19 protein-coding genes and 1 tRNA gene are annotated in these 18,085 nt (G+C 64.0%); 16 read left to right on the forward strand and 4 right to left on the reverse strand.

Features of this window, described 5'->3' with window-relative positions; genetic code table 11:
• Nucleotides 1–359 precede the first annotated feature (359 nt).
• On the reverse strand, nt 360–1,562 hold the full coding sequence (locus tag BLT65_RS36545) for a Bcr/CflA family multidrug efflux MFS transporter (protein WP_091787546.1): 1,203 nt from the start codon (nt 1,560–1,562) through the stop codon (nt 360–362).
• A 193-nt stretch (nt 1,563–1,755) separates the two neighbouring features.
• On the opposite strand from BLT65_RS36545, the gene BLT65_RS36550 reads away from it, so the two are divergent.
• The 8 genes from BLT65_RS36550 (at nt 1,756) to BLT65_RS36585 (ending at nt 9,286) form a co-directional block, all read left to right on the forward strand.
• The gene (locus tag BLT65_RS36550) at nt 1,756–2,397 is read left to right on the forward strand and encodes a hypothetical protein (RefSeq protein ID WP_091787550.1); all 642 of its coding nucleotides are present in this window, start codon (nt 1,756–1,758) and stop codon (nt 2,395–2,397) included.
• 209 nt (nt 2,398–2,606) lie between these two features.
• Nucleotides 2,607–3,887: a glutamate-1-semialdehyde 2,1-aminomutase gene (gene hemL, locus BLT65_RS36555; protein WP_091787552.1), complete on the forward strand. Its 1,281-nt coding sequence runs from the start codon at nt 2,607–2,609 to the stop codon at nt 3,885–3,887.
• Between the two features lie 39 nt (nt 3,888–3,926).
• Entirely contained in the window at nt 3,927–5,048 is a 1,122-nt protein-coding gene (gene ribD / locus BLT65_RS36560; RefSeq protein WP_090836102.1) for a bifunctional diaminohydroxyphosphoribosylaminopyrimidine deaminase/5-amino-6-(5-phosphoribosylamino)uracil reductase RibD, read from the forward strand.
• A 24-nt stretch (nt 5,049–5,072) separates the two neighbouring features.
• Nucleotides 5,073–5,687 carry a riboflavin synthase gene (locus BLT65_RS36565; protein WP_091787557.1) on the forward strand — a complete coding sequence of 205 codons (615 nt, stop codon included), beginning with the start codon at nt 5,073–5,075 and terminating at the stop codon, nt 5,685–5,687.
• Between the two features lie 114 nt (nt 5,688–5,801).
• On the forward strand, nt 5,802–6,938 hold the full coding sequence (gene ribBA, locus BLT65_RS36570; protein ID WP_042310510.1) for a bifunctional 3,4-dihydroxy-2-butanone-4-phosphate synthase/GTP cyclohydrolase II: 1,137 nt from the start codon (nt 5,802–5,804) through the stop codon (nt 6,936–6,938).
• 78 nt (nt 6,939–7,016) lie between these two features.
• A complete protein-coding gene (gene ribH / locus BLT65_RS36575; RefSeq protein ID WP_007589500.1) occupies nt 7,017–7,535 on the forward strand; it encodes a 6,7-dimethyl-8-ribityllumazine synthase in 519 nt (172 codons plus the stop codon).
• Entirely contained in the window at nt 7,532–7,969 is a 438-nt protein-coding gene (nusB, locus tag BLT65_RS36580; RefSeq protein WP_007749953.1) for a transcription antitermination factor NusB, read from the forward strand. The genes ribH and nusB overlap by 4 nt, the downstream gene beginning before the upstream one ends.
• A 123-nt stretch (nt 7,970–8,092) precedes the next feature.
• Entirely contained in the window at nt 8,093–9,286 is a 1,194-nt protein-coding gene (locus tag BLT65_RS36585) for a pyridoxal phosphate-dependent aminotransferase (protein ID WP_091787560.1), read from the forward strand.
• Nucleotides 9,287–9,414: 128 nt separating this feature from the next.
• Here BLT65_RS36585 and BLT65_RS36590 read toward each other — a convergent pair whose 3' ends face one another.
• Nucleotides 9,415–10,623, reverse strand: a complete 1,209-nt coding sequence (locus tag BLT65_RS36590) for a transglycosylase SLT domain-containing protein (protein ID WP_042310506.1) — start codon at nt 10,621–10,623, stop codon at nt 9,415–9,417.
• A 617-nt stretch (nt 10,624–11,240) separates the two neighbouring features.
• On the opposite strand from BLT65_RS36590, the gene BLT65_RS36595 reads away from it, so the two are divergent.
• Nucleotides 11,241–12,818 (forward strand): UbiD family decarboxylase, encoded by a 1,578-nt coding sequence (locus BLT65_RS36595; RefSeq protein ID WP_091787563.1) that lies wholly within the window; start codon nt 11,241–11,243, stop codon nt 12,816–12,818.
• Between the two features lie 46 nt (nt 12,819–12,864).
• The gene (locus tag BLT65_RS36600; RefSeq protein ID WP_007589507.1) at nt 12,865–13,542 is read left to right on the forward strand and encodes a LysE family translocator; all 678 of its coding nucleotides are present in this window, start codon (nt 12,865–12,867) and stop codon (nt 13,540–13,542) included.
• 127 nt (nt 13,543–13,669) lie between these two features.
• On the opposite strand, the gene BLT65_RS36605 is transcribed toward BLT65_RS36600, so the two are convergent.
• Nucleotides 13,670–13,957 carry a hypothetical protein gene (locus BLT65_RS36605; RefSeq protein ID WP_042310554.1) on the reverse strand — a complete coding sequence of 96 codons (288 nt, stop codon included), beginning with the start codon at nt 13,955–13,957 and terminating at the stop codon, nt 13,670–13,672.
• Between the two features lie 99 nt (nt 13,958–14,056).
• Here BLT65_RS36605 and BLT65_RS36610 point away from each other — a divergent pair, with 99 nt between their 5' ends.
• Complete coding sequence (locus BLT65_RS36610) at nt 14,057–14,299, forward strand: hypothetical protein (RefSeq protein WP_091787566.1); 243 nt, start codon at nt 14,057–14,059, stop codon at nt 14,297–14,299.
• 53 nt (nt 14,300–14,352) lie between these two features.
• Here the strand turns inward: BLT65_RS36610 and BLT65_RS47425 are convergent, their stop codons facing one another.
• Nucleotides 14,353–14,514 (reverse strand): hypothetical protein, encoded by a 162-nt coding sequence (locus BLT65_RS47425; protein ID WP_007735200.1) that lies wholly within the window; start codon nt 14,512–14,514, stop codon nt 14,353–14,355.
• A gap of 270 nt (nt 14,515–14,784) precedes the next feature.
• Between BLT65_RS47425 and BLT65_RS36620 the strand changes: the two genes are divergently transcribed.
• The 5 genes from BLT65_RS36620 to trmB all read left to right on the forward strand — a co-directional run bounded on the left by BLT65_RS36620 (nt 14,785) and on the right by trmB (nt 18,043).
• Nucleotides 14,785–15,723, forward strand: coding sequence for a Rossmann-like and DUF2520 domain-containing protein (locus BLT65_RS36620; RefSeq protein WP_091787569.1), 939 nt, complete (start codon nt 14,785–14,787; stop codon nt 15,721–15,723).
• Between the two features lie 170 nt (nt 15,724–15,893).
• Nucleotides 15,894–16,214, forward strand: a complete 321-nt coding sequence (locus BLT65_RS36625; protein WP_035987536.1) for an EthD family reductase — start codon at nt 15,894–15,896, stop codon at nt 16,212–16,214.
• A 137-nt stretch (nt 16,215–16,351) separates the two neighbouring features.
• The gene (locus tag BLT65_RS36630; protein WP_042310499.1) at nt 16,352–16,915 is read left to right on the forward strand and encodes a YggT family protein; all 564 of its coding nucleotides are present in this window, start codon (nt 16,352–16,354) and stop codon (nt 16,913–16,915) included.
• Nucleotides 16,916–16,995: 80 nt separating this feature from the next.
• Nucleotides 16,996–17,069, forward strand: a tRNA-Gly gene (locus BLT65_RS36635).
• Nucleotides 17,070–17,254: 185 nt separating this feature from the next.
• Nucleotides 17,255–18,043 (forward strand): tRNA (guanosine(46)-N7)-methyltransferase TrmB, encoded by a 789-nt coding sequence (gene trmB / locus BLT65_RS36640; protein ID WP_091787682.1) that lies wholly within the window; start codon nt 17,255–17,257, stop codon nt 18,041–18,043.
• The last annotated feature ends 42 nt before the right edge of the window (nt 18,044–18,085 follow it).

The following is an 18,085-nucleotide window of genomic DNA, read 5'->3' on the forward strand; positions in this document are numbered from 1 at the left end:
CGCTTTCTTTTGCCTACTTTTCTTTGCGGCGGCAAAGAAAAGTAGGTGACACAAGAACTGGCGGTGTTAGCCGCTTTCTTTTGCCTACTTTTCTTTGCGGCGGCAAAGAAAAGTAGGTGACACAAGAACTGGCGGTGTTAGCCGCTTTCTTTTGCCTACTTTTCTTTGCGGCGGCAAAGAAAAGTAGGTGCCGCCCCGCACAGGGGCGACGCTTGAAGCACGAAGGCAAAACGCGGATGCCAGCTCAAAGGCCCGAACAACCAAAACCGCCTGTGCAGCAAACACCGTAACCCGGATGCCGGCGCAAACCCAAACCCACAAAGACCATCACCCGCACCGCGAAAACAAAACCAAAAACATCAATGCCGCGGATGCCACCTCAAAACCAACCCTCGCCCAACAAAACACAACGACCCCGCGACAGCAATCGTCACCCCCATCCCTTGCGGCGACCCGTCATGCCAGAGCCCAACGGCGAAGCTAGACAAAGCCCCAAGCGCAAGCTGCATAGCCCCGAACACAGCCGCCGCCGCGCCGGCATTACGCGGATAGCGATGCATGAGATCGGTCGTGCAATTCGCCGACAGCACGCCGACCACGCCCACCACAAAGAACAACCCAGCGACGATCGACCACAAACCGCCCCACCCTGTGAGACACATCAGCGCAACGAACAGCGACGCAACGAAGCTGATGGTCGCGGCCGCAGAAATAATTGGCAGCGGCCCAGTGCGCCCAACAACACGCGTGTTGATGAAATTCCCAAGCATGATGCCGACGATATTCAGCCCGAACAGAAACCCATAATGCTGCGCGGACACATGAAAGTACTCGATGTAAACGAACGGCGTAGCCGTGATGTACGCGAACATCGACGCAAACGCCATGCCGCCGCACAGCATGTGCCCCCAAGTGACGGGGTCTTTCAACAGCGTGCCGTACGCGGCAAATGATTGCAGCACCGCGCCATGTGCGCGCTTCTCGCGAGGCCAGGTCTCAGGAACGCGCAAGAACGCGGTAACAGCGCAGACCGCGCCAAAAATCGTCAGTGCGATGAACACGACGCGCCAGCCACCAAGCAACAGCAACTGCCCGCCGATCAACGGCGCAAGCAACGGCCCGATCGACGTCACGATAGCGAGCATAGACAAAACGCGAGCCGCGTCGCTTGGTCCGTGCGCATCGCGGGCAATCGCGCGCGCCAGCACCGATGCCGCGCCCGCACCAAGCGCCTGAAGGAAGCGGAAAGTAATGAGCGCACCAATCGACAGCGACAGCGCGCAGGCAATCGTCGCCAGCGTGTACATGATGATGCCGCCGAGCAGCACGGGCCGCCGCCCATATGCATCGGACATCGGACCATACAGCAACATGCCGACGGAGAAACCGAGCATGAAACTGGTCAGCGTGCTCTGCGCGGCGCCGACGCTGACGCTGAACGCCTGCGTGATCGACGGCAGGCTGGGCAGGTACATATCGATCGAAATCGGCCCGCACGCGGCAAGCGCGCCGAGTAGCAGAATCAGCCGGGCATCCGGCCGGGATCTGACGTCCTGAGACATGGAATTCCATTGAGAAGCAGCGCGCGAAGACCGGTCGATGCTGGGCCCAGCGGACCGTGCCGCGCTGCGGATACGGCCCCCGATTGTACCCGACGCCCGCCATCGCCCTACCCGGCAGCCGCCCAAGCCGGGCTTTCCTCGCCTTATCGGTTAAGCTGGCCGTCCGTTCCTTCGATACCAATGCCCGACCCAGATGACTGCCTTTCTGCTGATCTGGAGCCCGAAGAAGTGGCCGTGGCCCGAGTTGCCGGACGTCGCCAAACGCGTCGCGGCCGGCGAAGCCGTCACCGATGTCTGGGGCTGCGGCTTCTCGCGCAGCATCCTGCCGGGCGACCGTGTGTTCATTCATCGCGTGACGCTGGAGCCGAAGGGCGTGTTCGCGTCGGGCTACGTGACGCGCGCGCCCTACGAAATGCCCGACGCGACCAAGAAGCGCGGCTACCGGCTGTGCGTCGATTTCGTCTACGACTATCTGGTCGACGCGCATCATGATGTCGTGATCACGCGCGACGAATTGCGCAAGCACCCGTTCTCCGTGCAAACGTGGGACGCCCAAACCTCGGGCATCTCGATCAAGCCGATGGCCGAAGGCGCGCTCGAAAAGCTCTGGATCGAACGCACCGGCAAGCGCGCGCGGCCCGTTGTCGCGCCGGTTGCGGACGCGCCCGCCAAATCGACCAAAGAGCAAGCCTCGCAAGCGTGGAGCGCGGCGAACAAGGCCGCTGCCGGCAAGCGCGCGGCACGGGTCGCGATGTACTTCAGTTCGCCCAAACGCCCCAATAGCCCGCCCGGCGACGGCGAAGGCAATGGCGGAGGCGAGCCCGGCGACACCTGAGCGCAATGCCCGCCGCGTCGCCGCACCGGCACGGCTCGCGGCCGACCGCACACGACTCCGGTACAATTTCGAGAGGTCATTTCAGGCTCGTGCGAACGCTGCGCGCTTCGCGGCAAGCCTTTGCACCGCATCGATTCCGCCCTTGTACTGCATTCGCGCCAGTCACAGCCGTCCGACGCGCGATCCCAACCCAAGCAGGTCCAACGCTCATGTCCAGCAATCAAGAACTCTTCGACCGCGCCCAGAAAACCATTCCGGGCGGCGTCAACTCGCCGGTGCGCGCCTTCCGTTCGGTCGGCGGCACGCCGCGTTTCATCGAGCGCGCGCAAGGCGCGTACTTCTGGGATGCCGAGGGCAAGCGCTACATCGACTACATCGGCTCCTGGGGACCGATGATCGTGGGCCACGTGCATCCCGAAGTGCTGGAAGCCGTGCAGCGCGTGCTGGTGAACGGCTTCTCGTTCGGCGCGCCGACTGAGGCCGAAATCGAGATCGCCGAGGAAATCTGCAAGCTGGTGCCTTCGATGGAACAGGTGCGGATGGTGTCGAGCGGCACGGAAGCGACGATGAGTGCGCTGCGCCTCGCGCGCGGCTTCACGAACCGCAGCCGCATCGTCAAGTTCGAGGGCTGCTATCACGGTCACGCGGACAGCCTGCTCGTGAAGGCGGGCTCGGGCTTGCTGACGTTCGGCAACCCGACTTCGGCGGGCGTACCTGTCGATATCGCGAAGCACACCACCGTGCTCGAATACAACAACGTCGCCGCGCTCGAAGAAGCGTTCAAGGCATTCGGCAACGAAATCGCTTCCGTGATCGTCGAGCCGGTGGCGGGCAACATGAACCTCGTGCGCGCGACGCCGGAATTCCTCGGCGCGCTGCGGCGCCTTTGCACCGAATACGGCGCAGTGCTGATCTTCGACGAAGTGATGTGCGGTTTCCGCGTCGCGCTGGGCGGCGCGCAAGAACTGTATGGCATCACGCCGGACCTCACGTGTCTCGGCAAGGTGATCGGCGGCGGCATGCCGGCGGCTGCCTTCGGCGGACGGCGCGACATCATGGCCCATCTCGCGCCGCTGGGCGGCGTGTATCAGGCGGGCACGCTGTCGGGCAACCCCATCGCGGTCGCGGCTGGCCTCAAGACGCTGCAACTGATCCAAGCGCCGGGCTTCTACGACGCGCTGTCGCGTCAGACCACCCGCCTCGTCCAAGGTCTCACGGAAGCTGCGCGCGAAGCGAAAGTGCCGTTCGCGGCGGATTCCGTGGGCGGCATGTTCGGCCTGTACTTCTCGGAATCGGTGCCGGGCAGCTTCGCGGAAATTTCGCGCTGCGACGTGCCGCGCTTCAACACGTTCTTCCACAAGATGCTGGATGCGGGCGTGTACTTCGCACCGTCGGCGTATGAAGCAGGCTTCGTGTCGAGCGCGCACGACGACGCGATCATCGACGCCACCATCGAAGCCGCGCGCGGCGCATTCAAGTCGCTCGCCTGATCCACCACGACGAAACACTGAACGGATAACCCGAAGCCGATGTTTTCGCAGAACGATTTCGTCCACATGGAACGCGCGCTGGCCCTCGCCTGGCGCGGCCTGTACACGACCGACCCGAATCCGCGCGTCGGTTGCGTGCTGGTGAAGCATGGCGAGGTGATCGGCGAAGGCTACACGCAGCCCGCCGGTCACGATCACGCGGAAATTCAGGCGCTCAAGGACGCGCGCAGCCGCGGCAACGATACGCGCGGCGCGACCGCCTACGTGACGCTCGAGCCGTGCAGCCACTTCGGCCGCACGCCGCCGTGCGCGAACGCGCTGATCGAGGCGAAGGTCGCGCGTGTGGTCGCCGCAATGGAAGATCCGAACCCGCGCGTGTCGGGACGCGGCCTGACGATGCTGCGCGACGCGGGCATCGAGGTGCGCTGCGGCCTGCTCGAAACGGAAGCACGCGAACTGAACATCGGCTTCGTCTCGCGGATGATGCGCGGCCGGCCATGGGTGCGGATGAAGGTGGCAGCGTCGCTGGATGGCCGCACGGGCTTGCCGTCGGGCGAAAGCCAATGGATCACGGGCGAAGCGGCGCGTAACGATGGGCACGCGTGGCGCGCCCGCGCGTCGGCGATCCTGACGGGCATCGGCACCGTGAAGGAAGACAATCCGCGCATGACCGTGCGCGCCGTCGATACGCCACGCCAGCCACACCGCGTGCTGATCGACAGCCAGCTGGAAGTGCCGCCCGAAGCGCAGATTCTGGCCGGCGCGCCGACGCTGATTTTCTGCAGCACGCTCACGCCGCTGCTCGAAGAACGCGCCGCCGTGCTGCACGACCGCGGCGCCGAGATCGTGCCGCTCGCAAACGAGAACGGCAAGGTCGATCTGCCGCGCATGCTCGAAGAACTCGCGAAGCGCGAGGTCAACGAACTGCACGTGGAAGCGGGCTACAAGCTCAATGGCTCCCTGTTGCGCGAAGGCTGCGTCGACGAACTGCTGGTTTATCTCGCGCCGAGTCTGCTCGGCAACGACTCGATGAGCATGTTCAATCTCGCCGCGCCCGGCTCGCTGGATGCGCGCACGCAACTCGAATTTCATGCCGTGGACCGGATTGGCAGTGACGTGCGGATTCTTGCGCGCCTGCTGCCGAACCCGCCCGCGCACTGACAGATAGATAGAGGACACGACACGATGTTTACGGGAATCGTCGCGGCTGTCGGCCGCATTGCAGCGATCAAGCCGCTCGGCAACGAGCCGGACGCGGGCGTCCGCCTGACCGTCGAAGCGGGCGGCCTCGATCTCGACGACGTGCAACTGGGCGACAGCATCGCGATCCAGGGCGCGTGCATGACCGTGATCGACAAAACGCCGGCTTCGTTCGACGTCGACGTGTCACGCGAAAGCCTGAACCGCACGGCGGGCCTCGGCGACACGGGCGAAGTGAACCTCGAAAAGGCGCTGCGCTCGCACGATCGACTCGGCGGCCATATCGTCTCGGGCCACGTGGACGGGCTCGGCACGGTGACGCGCTTTGCGCGCGTGGGCGAATCGCACGAACTGCGTGTGCTGGCGTCGCGCGAGATCGGCAAGTACCTGGCGTACAAAGGCTCGATCACCGTGAACGGCGTGAGCCTCACCGTGAACTCGGTGACGGACCGCGACGACGGTTGCGAGTTTTCGATCAATCTGATTCCGCATACGGTTGAAGTCACCACGCTCAAGGCCTTGAAGGACGGGACGAAGGTCAATCTGGAGATCGACCTGATCGCGCGCTACGTCGAGCGGATGCTCAACGCACCGAAGTAGTCTCGCGCGTCTCTTCGCGGCTGAACATTCGTCCGGACGGCATATGCCGTTCGGACGGGCGACTTGCCGGGCGGCGTGGCGTAAAATACGCGCTTTCCCAAACTTCTCGCCAACATGACCCTCGCCTCCACCCTTGAAATCATCGCCGAGCTCAAAGCGGGCCGGATGGTGATTCTTGTCGACGAAGAAGACCGCGAAAACGAGGGCGACCTCGTCATCGCAGCGGAATTCATCACGCCGGAAGCAATCAATTTCATGGCGCGCTATGGCCGCGGCCTGATCTGTCTGACGCTCACGCAGGAACGCTGCAGGCTGCTGAACCTGCCGCTGATGACGCACCGCAACGGCACGCAGTACGGCACGGCGTTCACTGTCAGCATCGAGGCGGCCGAAGGCGTCACCACGGGCATTTCGGCAGCCGACCGCGCGCATACCATCGCCACGGCCGTCGCGGCAAACGCGCGTACCGAGGACATCGTCCAGCCGGGCCACGTGTTCCCGATCATGGCGCAGCCGGGCGGCGTACTGGTGCGCGCGGGCCACACGGAAGCCGGTTGCGATTTCACGGCGCTCGCGGGCCTCACGCCCGCTGCCGTGATCTGCGAAATCATCAAGGACGACGGCACGATGGCGCGCCTGCCCGACCTGCTGACGTTCGCTGAGGAGCACGGCCTGAAGATCGGCACGATCGCCGACCTGATCCACTACCGCAGCCGCACGGAGTCGATCGTCGAGCGCGTCTGCGAACGCACGATGCAAACCGTACACGGCCCGTTCCGCGCGGTGATGTATCTGGATCAGCCGAGCGGCCAGCCGCACATGGCGCTGGTGCGCGGCACGCCTACGCCGGACCGCGAAACCATGGTGCGCGTGCATGAGCCGCTCTCGGTGCTGGATCTGCTGGAAGTCGGCACATCCACGCACTCGTGGACGCTCGACGCCGCTATGAAGGAAATTGCCGCGCGCGATCATGGCGTGATCGTGCTGCTGAACTGCGGCGACTCGAAGGAACACATGATCGACGTGTTCAAGGCATTCGACGAAAAGAGCCGGGCCGAGGCGCTCAAGCGCCGCCCGGTGGACTTCAAGACGTATGGCATCGGCGCGCAGATTTTGCGCGAACTCGGTGTCGGCAAGATGCAGGTGCTGTCGAACCCGCGCAAGCTGGGCAGCATGTCCGGCTATGGGCTCGAAGTCACCGGCTTCGTGCCGATGCCGGGCAGCGCGGCCGAAAAGCCGCAGAACTGCTGAACGCATCAACTGTTTTCACGACCAGTTTTCGCCCAGTTCCCGCTTATCTGCGCTCAACCAACACACTACGGATCTCATATGGAAATCGGACAATACCAACCGAATCTCGACGGCGACGGTCTGCGCATTGGCATCGTCCAATCGCGCTTTAACGAACCCGTCTGCAACGGCCTCGCGGACGCATGCATCGAAGAACTCGAACGCCTTGGCGTGACGGGCGAAGACGTGCTGCTCGTCACCGTGCCGGGCGCGCTGGAAATCCCGCTCGCGCTGCAAAAGCTCGCTGAAAGCGGCCAGTTCGACGCGCTGATCGCGCTCGGCGCAGTCATCCGCGGCGAGACGTATCACTTCGAACTCGTGTCGAACGAAAGCGGCTCGGGCATCTCGCGCATTGCGCTCGACTTCGGCACGCCCATCGCAAACGCCGTGCTGACGACGGAAAGCGACGAGCAAGCCGTTGCCCGCATGACCGAAAAGGGTCGTGACGCGGCGCGCACCGCTGTCGAAATGGCAAACCTCGCGGTCGCGCTCGAACAGCTGGACGGCGGCGACGATGAGGAAGACGAAGACGAGGACGACGAAGAGGAACGGGCATGAAGAGCGCACGCCGACGCTCCCGCGAACTGGCCACGCAGGGGCTTTATCAGTGGCTGCTGTCGGGTTCGCCGGCAGGTGAGATCGACGCGCAGTTGCGCGGCGCCCAGGGTTACGACAAGGCCGACCACGAACATCTGGACGCGATCCTGCATGGCGTGATCCGAGATTCGGAAGCATTGTCCGCCGACCTAACGCCCTGCCTCGACCGCCCGATCGACCAGTTGTCGCCCGTCGAGCGCGCGGTGCTGCTAGTGGCCGCGTACGAACTGAAGAATCACGTCGACATTCCGTATCGCGTCGTCATCAACGAGGCTGTCGAACTCGCGAAGACCTTCGGCGGCTCCGACGGCTACAAGTACGTGAATGGCGTGCTGGACAAGCTGTCCGTGAAGCTGCGCGAAGCGGAAACGCAGGCGGCCGGCCGCAAGCAGTAAGCGCGCGCGACGCGCGTAGCTGGCTTCAGATGTTGGCGATGCAGGCGGGTCCGGCGTTACGCGGGCCCGCCTTTGTTTTTTGCGCGACAGTGCTCGCGCATCTGATTGAACTGGACTCATCGAATGAACAGCGTGACCGAACCCCTCGTGAAACTGGCCGCCCGCGTCGACGCCATCCAGCCGTTCTATGTGATGGAACTGGCGAAGGAAGCGGCGCTGCTGGAGCGCGCCGGGCGCGACATCATCCATATGGGAATCGGCGAACCCGATTTCACCGCGCCGGAACCCGTGATCGAAGCCGCGACGCGAGCGCTGCGGAGCGGTGTCACGCAGTACACGAGCGCGCTCGGCATTCACCCGCTGCGCGAGGCGATCGCGGGTCATTACCGGCATGCGTATGGTCTGGACATCGATCCGGCGCGAATCGTCGTGACGGCGGGTGCCTCGGCGGCGCTGTTGCTGGCGTGCGCCGCGCTCGTCGATCGCGACGACGAAGTGCTGATGCCCGACCCGAGCTATCCGTGCAACCGCCATTTCGTCGCCGCCGCCGAGGGCAAGCCTGTGCTCGTCCCAAGCGGCCCGGCCGAGCGCTTCCAGTTGACCGCCAATGACGTCGAACGCCTCTGGAACGCGCGCACGCGCGGCGTGCTGCTCGCCTCGCCGTCGAATCCGACGGGTACGTCGATCGAGCCGGCCGAGCTGAAGCGCATCGTCGAAGCGGTCCGCGCGCGCGGCGGCTTCACGATCGTCGACGAGATTTATCAAGGCTTGAGTTACGACGCGCCGCCCGTGTCGGCGCTGTCGTTCGGCGAGGATGTCATCACCGTCAACAGCTTTTCGAAGTACTTCAACATGACCGGCTGGCGGCTGGGCTGGCTCGTGGTGCCGCCCGCGCTCGTCGGCGCATTCGAGAAGCTTGCGCAGAATCTGTTCATCTGCGCGTCGGCGCTCGCGCAGCACGCGGCGCTCGCCTGCTTCGAGCCGGATACGCTCGCGATCTACGAAGCGCGTCGGCTGGAGTTCAAGCGCCGCCGCGATTTCATCGCGCCCGCGCTCGAATCGCTGGGCTTCACGGTGCCCGTCATGCCGGACGGCGCGTTCTATGTCTACGCGGACTGCCGCAGCGTCGCGCATCCGGCCGCCGGCGACAGCGCCGCGCTGACGAGCGCGATGCTGCACGACGCGGGCATCGTGCTCGTGCCGGGCATGGACTTCGGCTCGTACCAGCCGCGCGAGTACATCCGGCTGTCGTATGCGACTGCGTATTCGAAGCTCGAAGAGGCCGTCGAGCGTCTGCGGAAACTGTTCGGCGGGTAAGTACGCGGCGGCGGTGCCGGCGCACCGCTGAAAACTAGCTTCAAGGCGTAAGAAAACCCGCCACCGAACGAAAAAAGGGCACCCGAAGGTGCCCTTTTCTTTTACGCAATCAGCGTGTCCGAACGCGATCAGGCGCCCAGTTCAGGCTGCTGCGCCACGTGCTTCGCCGCATTCGCGCTCGCGTCATCCTGCTCCGCGCCCTTCACCGGCGTTGCAGCGCTCAACGGGTGGCCGTCGAGCGTCATCTGCACGCGCTTGTTCGCACCATTCGACGCCGCTGCTGTGGACGTAGACGTCGAAGCCGTCACCGTCGACGGAGCTTGCGGCGAATTGATCGGCACCTTGCGGCCGCGCGCGATATCGCGCAAACGCGTGCGCTCGGCCATCACCTTCGCGCCGTAGCCGCCGTCGTCCTGCGACGTCGAGCCGACGTACAGGCGCAGACCGCCCGGCAACGAGCCGCCACGCGCGATGCAATCCTTCAGCACGATCGCGCCGACCTTGATGTTCGCGAGCGGTTCGAGCGCCGCGTTCTGGCCGCCGAAGTACCGGAACTTGTCCGAGTGAACCGTCGACATCACCTGCATCAGGCCCTTCGCGCCGACGCCGCTTTCGGCGTACGGATTGAAACCCGACTCGATCGCCATCACAGCGAGCAGCAGCAACGGGTCGAGGCCGACTTCACGGCCGGTGTCGAACGCAGCCTTTACGAGCTCGCTGACGGGTTCCTGAGCGACGCGGTAGCGCCGCGCGATGAACGTCGCGACGAGATCCTGCTCGCGGGTGGAAACCAGCACGCGGTCGTCACGGGCGTCAGGCGACACGCGTTGCGACGGAATCATCGAAGCGATCGTGCCGACGCTGGGCAGCGTGCGCGGATCGAGGCCGTTGAGCGCAGCCGACGAAAGGCCGGTACTCACGCCCGAGCCGGACGGAGCCGTGAAGCTGCTGTTGTCGCTGGCGACGTTGTAGCCGGCGTCAGCGGCGGCAGCCGCCGTGTTGGGGTGGTCCGTCGGGCTCGACGAGATGGATGAGCTCGACAGCGTATCGTCTTGCGGCGCCGCGTTGCTACGCTGTTGAGGCGCGAACGACGGCAGCGGGTTGCCCTGCAGCAGACGGGCGGGGCCAGCCTGCACGGCGGCCGTGATGAAGGGCATCAGCCGCGTCGCCAGCGTCAGGCGCCAGCTCGGCATCAGCCACAGCGTGAGCGCGAACAGGACAGCGAATCCGCCAACCACGCTGAATAGATGATGACTTACACGCGTCCCTTGACGCAGCGCGCCGCGCATGACTTGCGCGATCCGCTCGTTGGGACGCCACGATAACCAGGCGTTCATTCAGATCTCCCATGTTGCTGGCTTTCGCGAACACCGTAAGAACGACCGGCTGGACTGCTGTTCGAAAAAACCAAGACGCCGCCTGCTCTGGTTAAGGCGACAACGACGTCGGGAAAACGGCAAAAAGTACCGTTGGGGAGCCAAAATCTTGAAAAAGACCGCCTGCATGCCAAAAAGCACGCATACGATGGCTCCCACGCGAAAAAACCAGCGTCGATATGCGCTGGTGGAGACTACATATGACCGTCAATACCGTGCAGGAGCGGTAAGAGCGACGCGTTGCGTCTGTAGGACCGGAGGACGGTGGTAAAAACTATCAATTCCTGCAACCGATGTGACCGGATTCTAGCAGGGTTTTATAGATCGTCAACACTATAGGATGTCAAAACTATAACTAATTGTAATAATGAACGGTGTTCAGTCCGCCGGATCCCCCTGCACAAGGGGCTTTCCAGCCGATTGGCAATTTCGGTATTCAACGTGCGCTTCCTAACGCAGGTAAAATCGACAATCCGTTCGGGCTGCTTGTTGCTGGTCGGTTGATCGTCACCGCGCCGCCCGCTTCGCCACCGTTTTCAGCCCTTGCATGGCCGCTACGCGGCTGCCAGACCGGACCGATGAAATACAAAGACTTGCGCGACTTCGCGAGCCGCCTCGAATCGCTCGGCGAACTGCGCCGTATCTCGCAAAACGTGTCGCCCATCCTGGAAATGACCGAACTGTGCGATCGCGTGCTGCGCGCAGGCGGTCCCGCGCTGCTGTTCGAGTCGAAGCAGGCTCACGCGTTCCCGGTGCTCGGCAATCTGTTCGGCACGCCACGGCGTGTCGCGCTCGGCATGGGCATCGATACTTCCGCGCAAGACGCCGCGGACAGCGACAGCGCGGCGCTGGAGTCGCTGCGCGATGTCGGGCGGCTGCTGTCCGCGCTGAAGGAGCCGGAGCCGCCCAAGGGCCTCAAGGACGCGGGCAAGCTGCTGTCGCTCGCGAAGGCGGTGTGGGACATGGCGCCGAAGACGGTAAGCGCCCCGCCCTGCCAGGAAATCGTCTGGGAAGGCAATGACGTCGATCTCGCGAAGCTGCCTGTCCAGACCTGCTGGCCCGGCGACGCGGGGCCGCTGATCACCTGGGGGCTGACCGTCACGCGCGGGCCGAACAAGACGCGGCAGAACCTCGGCATCTATCGTCAGCAAGTGATCGGGCGGAACAAGGTCATCATGCGCTGGCTCGCGCATCGCGGCGGCGCGCTCGACTTCCGCGAGTTCGCGCTGAAGAACCCCGGCAAGCCGTATCCCGTTGCCGTGGTGCTCGGCGCCGATCCCGCGACGATCCTCGGCGCGGTGACGCCCGTGCCCGACACGCTGTCCGAATACCAGTTCGCCGGCCTGCTGCGCGGCGGACGCACCGAGCTGGCGAAGTGCGTCACGCCGGGCGTCGACACGCTGCAAGTGCCCGCGCGCGCGGAGATCGTGCTGGAGGGCTTCATCTATCCGCAGGAAGGCGTACCGGCGCCCGCGCCCGAAGGCGCGCCGCCGCGTCCGACGAAAGGCGCGAGCGCCGCTTACGAGCACGCGCTCGAAGGCCCATACGGCGATCACACCGGCTACTACAACGAGCAGGAGTGGTTCCCTGTCTTCACGATCGAGCGCATCACGATGCGCCGCGACGCGATCTATCACTCCACCTACACGGGCAAGCCGCCCGACGAACCCGCCGTGCTCGGCGTCGCGCTGAACGAGGTGTTCGTGCCGCTGCTGCAGAAGCAGTTCACCGAGATCACCGACTTCTATCTACCGCCCGAAGGCTGCAGCTACCGGATGGCCATCGTGCAGATGAAGAAGAGCTATCCGGGCCACGCAAAGCGCGTGATGTTCGGCGTGTGGAGCTTCCTGCGGCAGTTCATGTATACGAAGTTCATCGTCGTCGTCGACGAGGACGTGAACATTCGCGACTGGAAGGAAGTGATCTGGGCCATCACGACGCGCATCGACCCGACGCGCGATACCGTGCTGGTCGATCGCACGCCGATCGACTACCTGGATTTCGCGTCGCCCGTCGCGGGACTCGGCTCGAAGATGGGGCTCGACGCGACCAACAAATGGCCCGGCGAAACCGACCGCGAATGGGGCCAGCCGATCGTGATGGACGATGCCGTGAAAGCGCGCATCGACGGCTTGTGGAACGAGCTCGGTCTGTGAGTCGCGCAGGTTTCAATAACAACAAATCACCAACACGGTTGGACGGATGCATAGCTTGTCGATGTTGTCGGACGGTTTTTTTCTGTCGTTGTCGTTGTGCCTCGATATAGGTCTCGTCAACGTCGCGATCATCTCGCTGACGTTGTCGCACGGCTTCAGGCCCGGCTTCTGGCTCGGCCTTGGTTCCTGTTTCGGCGATCTCATCTACGCGGCGCTCGCGCTTGCGGGCATGGCGGCGCTGCTGCAATTCGAATCGGTGCGCTGGGTCGTATGGATCGGCGGCGCGGCGATCCTGCTTTTTCTGACATGGAAGATGGCGCGCGAGGCGCTGGTTCCGGCCTCGGCGCCGCCCGTCGAAGGCGAAGCCGACGCGTCGACGCCGCATCTCGATCCGACGCGCGGTTTCCTGCGCGGCGTGCTGCTCGCCGTCTCGTCGCCGAGCGCGATCCTGTGGTTTGCAGCCGTCGGCGGCGCGCTGATCGCCAAGGCCGGCGCGACGACGGTGACGACTGCGCCTGTGTTCCTCGGCGGCTTTTTTCTCGGCGGACTGTGCTGGACGCTTTTCATCTGCGGACTGGCGAGCCACGGACGCAAACGTGCGGGCACGGGCCTGCTGCGCATCTGTCACGTGCTATCCGCGCTGCTATTCGCTTATTTCTCGTACAGCGTGATCGTCAATGGCTACCACGATCTAATCGTGCAGACTGCGCACGCGGCAAGCTGATACGAAGCGTCGTGGCCGCGAGGCTATCGGCCCGTGAAATGCAAACGGCGCAACGCGGCGATGAGCCGGCGTTGCGCCGTTTTTCCATTCAGCCTGCGTAGCGCCGATGCGCTACGTAGCCAGAACATCAATAGCGATAGTACGGACGGCCGTAATAGCCGTGATGGTAATAAGGCCGGTGATAGCCGTAATACCCGCCGACCACGACGGGCGGCGCATAGACCACGGGCGGCGGTGCATACACCACGGGCGGAGGCGGCGGCGCGTAATACGCGGGAGGCGGCGCGGCGTAGACGGGATAAGCAGGCGCCACCGGCACACCGATGCCGATACCAACAGACACATGAGCCTGGGCCGCAGTGGCCATCCCCACCCCGAGTGCGGCTGCAGCGATAAACGGAACGATCTTCTTCACTTGTATTTCTCCTGGCGGCTCGGCCACCACGACCGGGTCGCATGACGGACATGCTCTGAATTCAATGTATCGAAAAAGCCTGCATGCCGTTGTCTGCATTTGTTGCAAATTGCAATTACCGTAAAGCGGTTCGTCAGTCAGCGCTCTTTCTATATTGATCAGATGATGCAGATCATCGCGAAAATCAAGGGCTTGGCCGTCGATTGGAGGCGAATCGGGCATCCTGACCGCCTCTGCCAGTCGCGCCTGGCGCGCTTCGGTAATGTTTATTTACAAATTCACCGGCGTGATGTTGCGGGCTCGCATCAGGAGCCTGCCGAAGCGGCAGAACGCCTGCAATGAAAAACGCCCGGCGCGTGGCCGGGCGTTTCGCATGATCGGAAATGAAACGAACGTCAACCGACTTTCACGTAGGTGAACTCGCGCGTGACGTTAGGGGGCACATAAGCGCCGCTGATCTTGACCCGCGGTGTGAGACGCTTCTTCTGATCCCACCAGCGACGGCGTTGGGAATGCGTGAGGAACCGCAAGTGCTTTCGGTAAGCAAAGATGCTCATCGTGACCTCCCGATTCTGACTGCGAGACATTGAAAACCAAGGTGACTGCCAATCCACTCCTACGGAAATCCTGAAGCGGTTTTCGCGCCTGTTTGCCCGTGCTGCCACAACCGTGCGTGCGTACGCGAGCGGCCCTGAAAGCATCAGTTGACCGCGAAACGCACGTCTGCATGCGCCCAAACCACCTGCGGAAACCGCCAGTTCGCGCCCTGGATTTATTGGAGCGCGATACTCCAGCTTCCGTCCTCAGTCCCGTCGGGAGCAGGAACCATGTCCCAGCCCTCCTTGCCGCGCCTGGGCTTCGTCGGCGCGGGCCGGATTGCGCGCTGTCTTGCGCTTGGCTTCGCACGCGCCGGATATCCCGTCACGGCCATTGCGAGCCGCTCGCCCGAATCGGCACGGCAGCTCGCCAGTCAGATCGAATCCTGCGCCGCGTATGACAACCCTCAGCGGATCGTCGAGTCGGCGGACATACTCTTTTTAACCGTCCCCGATGACAGCATCGGTTCGACAGCGAACACACTCGCGTTTCCCGCCGGTGCGGCGCCCGGCAAGGAAGCCTGGGCCGTCGTGCATTGCAGCGGTGCGTCGCCCGTCGAACTGCTTGCCCCGGCTCGGGACCAAGGCGCGTCGATCGGCGGTTTTCATCCACTTTACCTGTTCAGCGGCGATTTGACAGATGTCGATCGCATCGCCGGGTGCTCGGTGACGATCGAGGCGGACGGCGCGCTCAAGGACGCGCTGATGGCACTCGCCGCCGCGTTGCGCTGCCATCCGCTGTCGATTCCCGCCGGCGGCCGGCTTCTGTATCACGCGGCGGCCCACTATGCGGCCAGTTTTGCCTTATGCAGTCTGGCTGAGAATGTGACTCTGTGGCGCAAGCTCGGCTTCGACGAACACGACGCGCTGCGCGCGCTACTCCCGATGATGGCAGGCACGCTCGAAACCGCACGCGACCGGGGCCTCGCCAACGCGCTCGCGGGACCGGTTTCGCGTGGCGACCTGGGCGTGGTGGAAAAGCAACTGTCGCTGATGGAGAAAATGGGCGGCGACCATGGCGCGCTGTTCGGATTGATGTCGCGGCGGGCGGTCGCGCTCGCGCGCCAGCGCGCGACGCCGCCCGTCGCCGTCGACGCCATCGGCGCGGCAGTCGAGCGCTCGCTGAGCCGCACGCTCAAAGGCGCGGCGAAAGGTGCAAGCGCCGAGTAAGCCGTGATAATGTGACGTCCGGCGTGAGCGGGCCTTCATGACTGCCGTCCCTTACGGGGCGCGGCGGCACGGACGGCCCGCCGGCAACGCTGGACCACCACGCGGGCAACGGTACGCAGCAGGCGCACGACGCCTTCCTGCGCATCGCGACCAATCGACGAGAACGCACAATGATCAAGGTCAGCATCCTCTATCCGTATCGAGAAGGCGGACGTTTCGACGTCGACTATTACTGCGGCACGCACATGCCGCTCGCCGCGAAGCTGTTCGGCGCGGCGCTCAAGGGCTGGTCGGTCGACATCGGCATCAACGCCGGGCCGCCGGGCTCACCGCCGCCGTTCGTCGCGGCCGGGCATTTCCTGTTCGATACCGCCGACGCGTTTTATGAAGTCTTCAAACCCGCCAGCGACACATTGCTCGCCGACATTCCGAATTACACGGACGGCGGCAACGGCAAGATCCTGATTAGCGAAGTCAAGGTCGCGGTCTAGCGCCGCGACGGGCGCACACCACCATTCTGGTGAGACGCGCAATGCACGTCGCGCGCTCGATGTTTTCAGCCGTCCGCCGGCCCGCCGGCGCCATGCGTCCCGCTCGACGGGACGTTTTCTGAAGGAAAGGACCCACGATGTTCGGCGATATCGCCCGTTTTCTGCTCAATACCATCTTCACGCTGTTCGGCGCGGCGCTGCTGCTGCGCGCCTGGCTCCAGTTCATCCGCATGCAGCCGTACAACCCGGTGTCGAGCGCGGTGATGCAGGCGACCAACTGGCTCGTGCTGCCGCTGCGCAAGATCATTCCCAGCACGCGCGGGATCGACTGGGCGAGCATCGTCGCCACGCTGCTCACGTCGCTCGTCTATGTCGTGCTGATGGTGGCGATCGTCGGCGTCGATCCGCTCGGGCTGATGCCGTCGCTGCTGATCGTCGCGCTGCTGACCGTGATCAAATGGGCGCTGAACCTGCTGATCTGGCTGACCATCCTGATGGCGTTGCTGTCGTGGCTCAACCCGCGTTCGCCCGCCATGCCGATCCTGTATCAGCTGACGGCGCCGTTTCTCGATCCGCTGCGCAAGGTCATGCCGCGCCTGGGCGGCATCGATCTGTCGCCGATCCTGCTGTTCGTGATCGTGCAGGTGCTGCTGATGGTCGTGACGCGCGCCGCCGTGTCGCTAACGCTGTTCGGCATCTGAACGGGTTGGTGCGCGCCGGGTGCGCTGCGCATCCGGCGATTTGCCCAAAGCCGCCGAAACCGCGTAAAATAGCGCGCTCTGCGGGCGTCGTATAATGGTAATACCCTAGCTTCCCAAGCTAGAGCCGTGGGTTCGATTCCCATCGCCCGCTCCAATTTCAGCCGCTCCTCTGCCGCAGCACGTACTGGCAGAGAGATCAGGCGGAGAAGCCAGCGTGAGAGCCGCCTCCCTGAAGGCGGCTTTTTTATAGCGTGCGTCCTGTCGCGAATGCCGTACGACGCTCGAATGACGCGCCCTCACGCACAGCCGTTTCCCGCCGCCACCCTTGCTTTCATCAAGATGATTCACGATCCGAACGAAGCCGGTTTGCCGCGCGACCCTTCCGAGCTTCCCAGCGACAAACTGCCCGAACCGACCGAAACCGCCGACGCCGCTGCGTCCGACAACGCGCTGCACCTGCGCCGTATCCGCAGTTTCGTGACGCGTGCCGGCCGCGTGTCGACGGGACAGCGCCGCGCGATGGACGAACTCGGCCCTCGCTTCGTCGTGCCCTACACGCCAGAGCAGCCGGACTGGGAGACAGTCTTCGGCCGCCGCGCGCCGCGCATTCTGGAGATCGGTTTCGGTATGGGCGCGACCACTGCCGAGATCGCGTCGCACCGCACCGACGACGACTTTCTCGGCGTCGAAGTGCATGAGCCGGGTGTCGGCGCGCTGCTGAAGCTGATGGGCGACCAGAACCTGTCGAACATCCGCATCATCCAGCACGACGCCGTCGAGGTGCTCGAAAACATGATCGCGCCTGCTAGTCTGGATGGCGTGCATATCTTCTTTCCCGATCCGTGGCATAAGGCGCGTCATCACAAGCGCCGCCTGATCCAGCCGAAGTTCGTCGCGCTACTGGTGTCGCGCATGAAGCCGGGCGCGTATATCCATTGCGCGACCGACTGGCAGAACTATGCGGAGCAGATGCTCGAAGTGCTCGGCGCAGAGCCCGCTTTGGAGAACACCGCCGATGGTTACGCGCCGCGCCCCGACTATCGTCCGGTGACGAAGTTCGAGAAGCGCGGCCTGCGCCTCGGGCACGGCGTGTGGGATCTGATTTACAAACGTCGCCCGAATAGCTGAAGCGCAACATCGGCTACAGAAACGGAAACGGCCTGCGGTTAG

The sequence above is a fragment of the Paraburkholderia steynii genome, assembly GCF_900100565.1.
GTDB classification, from domain to species: domain Bacteria; phylum Pseudomonadota; class Gammaproteobacteria; order Burkholderiales; family Burkholderiaceae; genus Paraburkholderia; species Paraburkholderia terrae.